The sequence below is a fragment of the Mangrovicoccus sp. HB161399 genome (genome assembly GCF_013184745.1).
Classification (GTDB): Bacteria; Pseudomonadota; Alphaproteobacteria; order Rhodobacterales; family Rhodobacteraceae; genus Mangrovicoccus.
The window spans coordinates 1-7,413 of record NZ_JAATVU010000137.1; the positions used below are offsets into that span (position 1 = coordinate 1).

The 7,413-nt window shown below is 69.8% G+C and carries 6 protein-coding genes and 2 pseudogenes; 4 read left to right on the forward strand and 4 right to left on the reverse strand.

What is annotated here, in order from left to right; all coding sequences use genetic code 11:
- Positions 1-178, forward strand: a pseudogene (locus tag HCC78_RS30775) (IS5/IS1182 family transposase); the annotation flags it as partial.
- 89 nt (positions 179-267) lie between these two features.
- Here HCC78_RS30775 and HCC78_RS30780 read toward each other — a convergent pair.
- Positions 268-807, reverse strand: coding sequence for a MarR family winged helix-turn-helix transcriptional regulator (locus HCC78_RS30780; protein WP_172332560.1), 540 nt, complete (start codon positions 805-807; stop codon positions 268-270).
- Positions 808-962: 155 nt separating this feature from the next.
- On the opposite strand from HCC78_RS30780, the gene HCC78_RS30785 reads away from it, so the two are divergent.
- The 3 genes from HCC78_RS30785 to HCC78_RS30795 are packed head-to-tail and all read left to right on the forward strand — an operon-like array spanning position 963 to position 3,605.
- Positions 963-2,126, forward strand: a complete 1,164-nt coding sequence (locus tag HCC78_RS30785) for an amidohydrolase (RefSeq protein ID WP_172332561.1) — start codon at positions 963-965, stop codon at positions 2,124-2,126.
- A gap of 25 nt (positions 2,127-2,151) precedes the next feature.
- A complete protein-coding gene (locus HCC78_RS30790) occupies positions 2,152-2,886 on the forward strand; it encodes a DUF5058 family protein (RefSeq protein WP_172332562.1) in 735 nt (244 codons plus the stop codon).
- 23 nt (positions 2,887-2,909) lie between these two features.
- Positions 2,910-3,605 (forward strand): hypothetical protein, encoded by a 696-nt coding sequence (locus tag HCC78_RS30795; protein ID WP_172332563.1) that lies wholly within the window; start codon positions 2,910-2,912, stop codon positions 3,603-3,605.
- A gap of 50 nt (positions 3,606-3,655) precedes the next feature.
- On the opposite strand, the gene HCC78_RS30800 is transcribed toward HCC78_RS30795, so the two are convergent.
- The 3 genes and pseudogenes from HCC78_RS30800 to HCC78_RS30810 all read right to left on the reverse strand — a co-directional run.
- On the reverse strand, positions 3,656-4,858 hold the full coding sequence (locus HCC78_RS30800; protein ID WP_172332564.1) for a M24 family metallopeptidase: 1,203 nt from the start codon (positions 4,856-4,858) through the stop codon (positions 3,656-3,658).
- Between the two features lie 181 nt (positions 4,859-5,039).
- Positions 5,040-6,245, reverse strand: coding sequence for an MFS transporter (locus HCC78_RS30805; protein ID WP_172332565.1), 1,206 nt, complete (start codon positions 6,243-6,245; stop codon positions 5,040-5,042).
- Between the two features lie 217 nt (positions 6,246-6,462).
- Positions 6,463-7,413, reverse strand: a pseudogene (locus tag HCC78_RS30810) (transposase); the annotation flags it as partial.

Sequence of the window (7,413 nt, forward strand, 5' to 3'; positions counted from 1 at the left end):
GAACTGGGTTGGGTACCACCGGCGGAGCAGGGTGGAAACGAAAATGAACTGCGTGAAGCAGCTCGGCCAGCGGCTGATGTCGCGGGACTTCGATCGCCAGGTTGCCGAAGTCCAGATCCGGGTGGCGGCACTCAACCGCTTCACGGCACTCGGCATCCCGATGACCGTGGCCGCAGGACAGGTGGGTCCGGGGAAAGGGGGACTGCGGTCGTCAGCTGATTTGTCCAACAACGCCCCGCCGCGAAGGGAGGGCGGTCCTGGCGCGCGTCACTCTGCTCCGGCGGGGGGCGGATCGCCGGCAGGGTCCTCGTCGGCGAAGCTGATCCCGGCATAGGCCGCCTCCGCCCTGCGCTCGTATTCGTCGCTGTCCATCCAGTCCGCGAGCTTCTCCATCGTCGCGGAGAAGGCGGCGAGCTCGGCGGGGGACAGCTTCTCGAAGAGCACCTCCATCCCGATCTCGGACAGGCGGTCGGCCCGCGCCCGGTCGCGGCGGCCGCCGCCGGTGATGTAGAGCCCGAACTTGCGCGCGTCCTCGGGAAGGTTGCGCCGCTCGACCTGGCCGCCGCGCACCAGGGTCTGGATCAGCCGCGAGGCAAGGCTGCGCTCCAGCGCCGCCATCCGGGTGATCTCGGCGAAGGTGATGCCGGGGTTGTCGCCGATCAGCCGCAGCACCCGGATCGTCCGGATGTCGAGCCCGACCAGCTCCACGAAACGGGCATCGGCCGAATCGATTGCCACGCTGGCCAGCATGTTCAGCTGGTAGATCGCGTTGCCCTGCCGGAAGATCCTAGACCATGTTCTGCTCATTTTTTCCTCGTTACCACTAATTTCCGTTCGGTAAACAGGCAGTCCGCACGCCGGTCCCGGAAACAATGCAAACACCAGGAATTCTTTCTGCGCAATAATCTCATTTTGAGACTATCTTCACATGATACTTGATTGCATGCGAGAGGAAGGCGGAAATGAGCATTCTGGAAGAGATCGAGACGCGGCAGGAAGACTTCGCCGGATGGCGCCGCGCGCTGCACGAGAACCCGGGGCTGGGCTTCGAGGAGAGCTTCGCGGCGGACCTGGTCGAGCGAACGCTGCACGGCTTCGGCTTCGACGAGGTGCATGCGGGGATCGGCGGCACCGGCGTGGTCGGCGTGCTGCGCGGCAAGCGGAACTCGAACCGGGCCATCGGGCTGCGCGCCGACATGGATGCGCTGCCGATCCAGGAGGAGACCGGCAAGCCCTGGGCCTCGAAGGTGCCCGGCGTGATGCATGCCTGCGGCCATGACGGCCATACCGCGACCCTGCTGGCCGCGGCCTGGCAGCTTTCCCGCACCCGGGATTTCGCGGGCACCGTGAACTTCATCTTCCAGCCGGCCGAGGAAGGCCTGGGCGGCGCGCTCGCCATGCTGCGCGACGGGCTGCTGGAGCGCTTCCCCTGCGACCGGCTCTATGCCTACCACAACTTCCCCGGCATGGAGACCGGCCGCATCTACACCCGCCCGGGCCGGATGATGGCGGGCTGCTCCTTCTTCACCATCAAGGTCGCGGGCCGCGGCGGCCATGCCGCGCTGCCGCAGACCACGGTCGACGCCGCCCAGATCGCCGCCAACATCGTGACCACCGCGCAGAGCATCGTGGCGCGCAACCTCGACCCGAACGAGACCGGCATCGTCTCCTTCACCGATGTCTATGCCGGCACCAACAGCCACAACGTCATTCCCGACAAGGCGACGCTGAAGGGCTGCCTGCGCTATTATGCCAAGCCGGTCGCCGCGCTGATGAAGCAGCGCCTCGAAGAGGTCGCCAAGGGCGTCGCAGCGACCTATGGCGGCAAGGCCGAGATCGGCTTCGACGACAATTTCGTGCCGCTCGTCAACGATGCGGAAGCCACCGACATCGCCATCGCCGCCGCCGTGCAGACCGTCGGGCCGGACCGCGTCCATGACGATGTCGCCCCCTTCACCGGCAGCGAGGACTTCGCCTTCATGACCGAGCGCGTGCCCGGCAGCTACGTGATGGTCGGCCAGGGCCCCGGCGCGATGCCACACAACCCCGCCTACGACTTCAACGACGAGATCATTCCGGTCGCCGCCAGCTATTTCTGCCGGCTCGTCGCGCGCGAACTCGCCTGACCCGGACCGACAGCGAGAAAAGACAATGGAACAAGTGCTTCAAACCGCGAACAGCCCGGTGCTCTGGCTGCTCTCCTGCCTTGTCGTCAGCACCGTGGTGGTGCAGGCCGCGCTCTACCTGCGGCTGACGCTGGGCTTCTCGAACCGCTTCGGCATCCTCACCCCGGCCGAGAAGCGGACCGTCTGCAAGACCGCCGCGATCAACTCGATCGGCCCGGCCGTCGCCGTGTTCTTCGTCGCCATCTCGCTGGTCGCGATGGTCGGCGGGCCGGTGACGCTGATGCGCGTCGGCGTGATCGGCTCGGCGATCTTCGAATTCGTCGCCGCCGACCAGGGCGCCAAGGCGGTGGGGGCCGAGCTCGGCACCCAGAGCTACACGCTCGAGGCCTTCACCGCCTCGGTCTGGGTGATGACGCTGGGCGGCATGGGCTGGCTGGCCTCCACCTTCTTCATGACGAAGGGCCTCGACCGCGCCCAGGACAAGCTGGGCAGCAGCAACCCGGCGCTGATCAAGGCGATGGGCACCGCCACGCCGATCGCGATCTTCTTCATCCTCGGCGCCAATGCCGCGATCGACAAGGACTGGCTCTCGGGCATTTCGGTCGAGACCGACGACCTGGCCGCCATCCTCGCCGCCGCGGGCGCCATGACCGCGCTGCACCTGGCCGGCCGCGCCCGTCCGTGGCTGCGGGAATGGAGCGTGGGCTTCGCCCTGCTTGCCGGGCTTGCCGCCGGCGCCGCCGCCGCCCAATTCGCCTGACCCCAGACAGGGAGACGCAAGACATGATCGACCAGACCCAGGACGCGTTCTACCGTTCCGCCTTCATCCCGCGCGCCCACCGCATCGGCCGCCTCACGCTGCTTGCCGCCATGGTGCTGTGCCTGCTGCCCGCGCTCTACCTGTCCTTCGTCCTCGGCGCCTTCCCCGGCACCGGAGCGATCCTGACGGGCTTCCTCGCCATCCTTGCCTTCGTCGGCGTCATCTGGATCGTGGAGCCGGTCTCCTACTTCCCGGTGCTCGGCGTCTGCGGCACCTACATGAGCTTCCTGTCGGGCAATATCGGCAACATGCGCCTGCCCGTGGTGATCTCCTGCCAGAGCGCCGTCGGCGCGGAATCCGGCAGCCGCAAGGCCGAGGTCGCCGCAGTGATCGGCATCGCCGTCTCGGTGCTGGTCAACCTGGTCTTCCTGGTGGCGCTGGTGCTGATCGGCTCGGCCCTGGTCGAGGCCCTGCCCGCCGCCGTCGCGGCGACCGTCAAGGCCTATACCCTGCCCGCGCTCTACGGCGCCGTGCTGGTGATGTTCGCGAAGAGCGCGACGCGCCGCAACGTGCTGACCGGCCTGGGCGCCGGGGCCGCGGTGTTCCTGTCGCCGCTGCCCGAACTGTTCGGCTCCGCCGCGGCAGGCATCCTGGCGCTCGCGGCCTGCGTGCTGCTGAACCTGCGCCCCGGCGCGCCGCTGCGCAGCCGCGCCGCCTGACATGGGAAAGCGGGCCGCCCCTCCCCGGGCGGCCCCGCCCCTCCCCGGCCTCAGCCGAGGATGTTGAAGCCCGGCCCGCAGGGATAGCCGGTGATGTTCTCGGCGCCGCCATCCGTGATCACCAGGATGTCGTGCTCGCGGTAGCCGCCCGCGCCGGGCTGTCCCTCGGGGATGGTCAGCATCGGCTCCATCGAGATCACCATGCCGGGCTCCAGCACGGTATCGATGTCCTCGCGCAGCTCCAGCCCCGCCTCCCGCCCGTAGTAGTGCGACAGCACGCCGAAGGAATGGCCGTAGCCGAAGGTGCGGTACTGCAGCAGGTCGCGTTCTGCGAGGAAGGCGTTGATCTTCTCCGTCACCTCTGCGCAGCTCGCCCCCGGCACCAAGAGCGACATGCCGTATTCATGGGCGGCGACATTGGCCTCCCAGACCTTCAGGCTGGCGGCGTCCGGCTGGCCGAGGAACAGCGTGCGTTCCAGCGCCGTGTAATAGCCCGAGATCATCGGGAAGGTGTTGAGGCTGAGGATGTCGCCCTGCTGCAGCGCCCGCGCCGTCACCGGGTTGTGCGCGCCGTCGGTGTTGATCCCCGACTGGAACCAGACCCAGGTGTCGCGGTACTCGGCTTCGGGGAAGCGCCTGGCGATCTCCAGCTCCATCGCGTCGCGCCCCGCCATGGCCACGTCGATCTCGCGCGCGCCCTCCCGGATCGCCACGCGGATCGCGTAGCCGCCGGCATCGGCGACCTCCGCCCCCTGCTTGATCAGCGCGATCTCGGCCGGCGATTTCCCCATCCGCTGCCGCATCGAGGCGGGCGCGATGTCGATGCAGGCGGCGGGCTTCAGGAACGCGTCCATCAGCGCCTTCTGCGCCAGCGTCAGGTGGTCCGCCTCGTAGCCGATGGCCTGCCCCTCGCCCGCGACCGAGCGCACCGCGCGCCAGTAGTTGTTCCGCGCCCAGTCGGTATAGGTGATGTTGTCCCCGTGGCAGCGCCGCCAGGGCTGGGCCGCATCGATCCCGGCGCTGACCGTCACGCTGTCCGTGGCCGTGACCACCAGCCCGTAGGGCCGGCCGAAGCTGCAGTAGAGGAAGCCCGAGTAATAGGCGATCGCCTGCATCGAGGTCAGCACGCAGGCGCCGATCCCGGCCTCCGCCATGGCGCTGCGCAGTCCGGCCAGGCGGGCGTCGTATTCGGCAGGGGCGAAGGGCAGCACGCGGCTGCCCTGGTGGAAACGGTAGAAGTCGGGTCGGTCCATGCGGATCATCCTCCATCTGGACGCGGCCGCGGAGCGGGGGGATCTCCCCCTGCCGCGGCGGCGGCAAAGCAAGATCCCGGCGTTCAGGATGGGTTGACGGGCCCGCATCGCGCGGCGGCGACGCCATCGCCTGCCCTGCCGCATTCTCTGGCCGAGTCGGCGCCTCCGCGCAAGGGTCCCGTCACTGCACCCGCTTGCGGCCGGTCCCCCGGAGCCCCGCCATCGCCACGGCGGCGAAGACGGCCCCGGCAAGGAAGGTCGCCGCGGGTCCGGCCACTTCCCACAGCGCCCCGGCGGCGAGGCTGGCCGCCAGCATCGCCACCCCGGTCACCAGGTTGTACATGCCGAAGGCGGTGCCGCGCAGCTCGCCCGGCACGGTCTCGGCGACCAGCGTCGACAGAATCCCCTGCGTGAACCCCATGTGCAGGCCCCAGAGCAGCACGCCGATGGCGAGCCCCGCCAGTCCGCCGGACAGCGCCAGCACCAGATCCGCCGCGATCAGCAGCCCCAGCCCGGCCATCAGGAGCCCGCGCCGCCCGATCCGGTCCGACAGGACCCCCACCGGCCAGGCCGAGGCGGCATAGGCGATGTTCATCCCCACCAGCACCAGCGGCACCAGCCACAGCGCCAGGCCCGCGACCTCCGCCCGCAGAATCAGGAAGGCCTCGCTGAACCGCGCCAGCGTGAAGACGGTCGCCACCGCCACGACCTGCCAGTAGGGTCGGCCGAGCAGCGCCAGCTCGGCCCGCGACAGCGGATTGCGCACCTTGCGGCGCGGGGCCGGCGCCTCGGGCTCCTTCACCACCCAGAGGATCAGCGCGACCGAGACGAAGGCGGGCAGGACCGCCACCCAGAAGACCGCGCGGAAATCGTCCGCGAAGAGCCACATCAGCCCCAGCGCCGCCAGCGGCCCGAGGAAGGCCCCCACGGTGTCGAGCGTCTGGCGCAGCCCGAAGGCCGCGCCGCGCATGTCCGCGGGCGCGATGTCGGCGACCAGCGCGTCGCGCGGCGCGCCGCGGATGCCCTTGCCCACCCGGTCGACGAAGCGCGCGCCGACGACCCAGCCGAGCGCCCCCGCCAGCGGAAAGACCGGCTTCGTCACCGCCGCCAGCCCGTAGCCGAGCGCGGCCAGCTCCTTCCTGCGCCCGATGCGGTCCGAAAGCGCGCCGGAAAACACCTTGGTGATTGCCGCCGTCGCCTCGGCGATGCCCTCGATCAGCCCCAGCGCCAGCGCCGAGGCGCCGAGTCCTACGGTCAGGTACACGGGCAGCAGCGCGTGGATCATCTCCGAGGACACGTCCATGAAGAGCGACACGAAGCCGAGCGCCCAGATGCCCGCGGGCAACCGCCGTTTCGCCGGGGTCTCCCTGCCTGCCGCGTCCGCCATGTGTCCTGCTCCGCCTTGCCGCTCCGCAGCGAGAAAAAGCCCTCCGGCGCCCGCCGGGCAAGCGCCATCTGGCCGGACGCGCCCTCCGGCCCGCAAGTTTCCGTGAAGCCGCGCCCTCCCTGCGGCCCCTGTCCCCTTCCGCGGCATGGCCATGCCCGCCAGGCGCGTTGTTGGACAAATCAGCTGGCGACCGCAGTTCCCCCTTCCCCGGACACACTTATCCTGCGGCCACGGTCAGCGGGATGCCGAGTGCCGTGAAGCGGTTGAGGAATGAGCGGCAAGCGCCATCGGTTCGAGCGCAGCCGCGAATGCGCGGATCCGGACCTCCGCCACCTGGCGGTCGAAGGTGAGGCATCGAGCCGCCATCGGTCCGGGGCCGATTCCGAACGGACATCAGCCGCTGGCCGGGCAGCTTCGCGCAGGTCATCTTCGTTTCCACCCTGCTGCGCCGGTGATGCCCGCTCCAGTTCCGCCAGAGCGCCCGGCCCAGGTGCTTCGATGCCCGCAGGATCCCGTTTCGCGCGCGGGCTCCGGCCCTGTCCGGCTTCCACGGCCTCGCAGTCCGCCTCGGCGGAATGACCGCCGCCGCGCCGCGGGCCGCGATGGCATCGTGGCAGGCGCGGGTGTCATGGGCGCCGCCAGCGGGGCCCGGACGGGTGGCGCATCCGCTGGCAACTCGGCCGTGACGGTGGCGATCTTCTCCTCCGCCGGGATCTGGGCAAGGAGGAGGATCAGCAGACAGTCCGGGGGACTCTCTGCCCGGCGAATGGCGCGTCGCCGACGTTGCCGGAGGTGACCTCGGCGGCCCGGATCTCCAGCGTTCTTTCATCAATTCCAAGGCGGACCTTGCGCCATGAGCGGGCCGCGCCACCGGTCCGAGCGGCACCGCGAATGCGCCGTTTCGTGCCGCCATGCTTGCGCGCGTGCCGTGCCGCGCACTTTCGCGGCCCCACCGGGGCCACGGTCGCTCCGCACCCTTCGCCTTCCACCTTGATGCCGGTGCTGTCCGCTGCCCTCTCGGGCATTGCGCAGCAATGCCCGAGAGGGGACGAGCAGGTTCAGCGGCCCCTTGGAGCCGCGATACGGGATGGTCACGTCCAATGTTCGACGGGCTTGCGCGGCGCCACTGGCGCCACGGTCCCGTCTCACTCTGGCGGCGCGACAGGGT

What these genes read in the sequence shown, in the direction of transcription:
- HCC78_RS30780 (WP_172332560.1), bottom strand. Translation starts at nt 807, where the DNA reads ATGAGCAGAACATGGTCTAGGATCTTCCGGCAGGGCAACGCGATCTAC.
- HCC78_RS30785 (WP_172332561.1), top strand. Translation starts at nt 963, where the DNA reads ATGAGCATTCTGGAAGAGATCGAGACGCGGCAGGAAGACTTCGCCGGA.
- HCC78_RS30790 (WP_172332562.1), top strand. Translation starts at nt 2,152, where the DNA reads ATGGAACAAGTGCTTCAAACCGCGAACAGCCCGGTGCTCTGGCTGCTC.
- HCC78_RS30795 (WP_172332563.1), top strand. Translation starts at nt 2,910, where the DNA reads ATGATCGACCAGACCCAGGACGCGTTCTACCGTTCCGCCTTCATCCCG.
- HCC78_RS30800 (WP_172332564.1), bottom strand. Translation starts at nt 4,858, where the DNA reads ATGGACCGACCCGACTTCTACCGTTTCCACCAGGGCAGCCGCGTGCTG.
- HCC78_RS30805 (WP_172332565.1), bottom strand. Translation starts at nt 6,245, where the DNA reads ATGGCGGACGCGGCAGGCAGGGAGACCCCGGCGAAACGGCGGTTGCCC.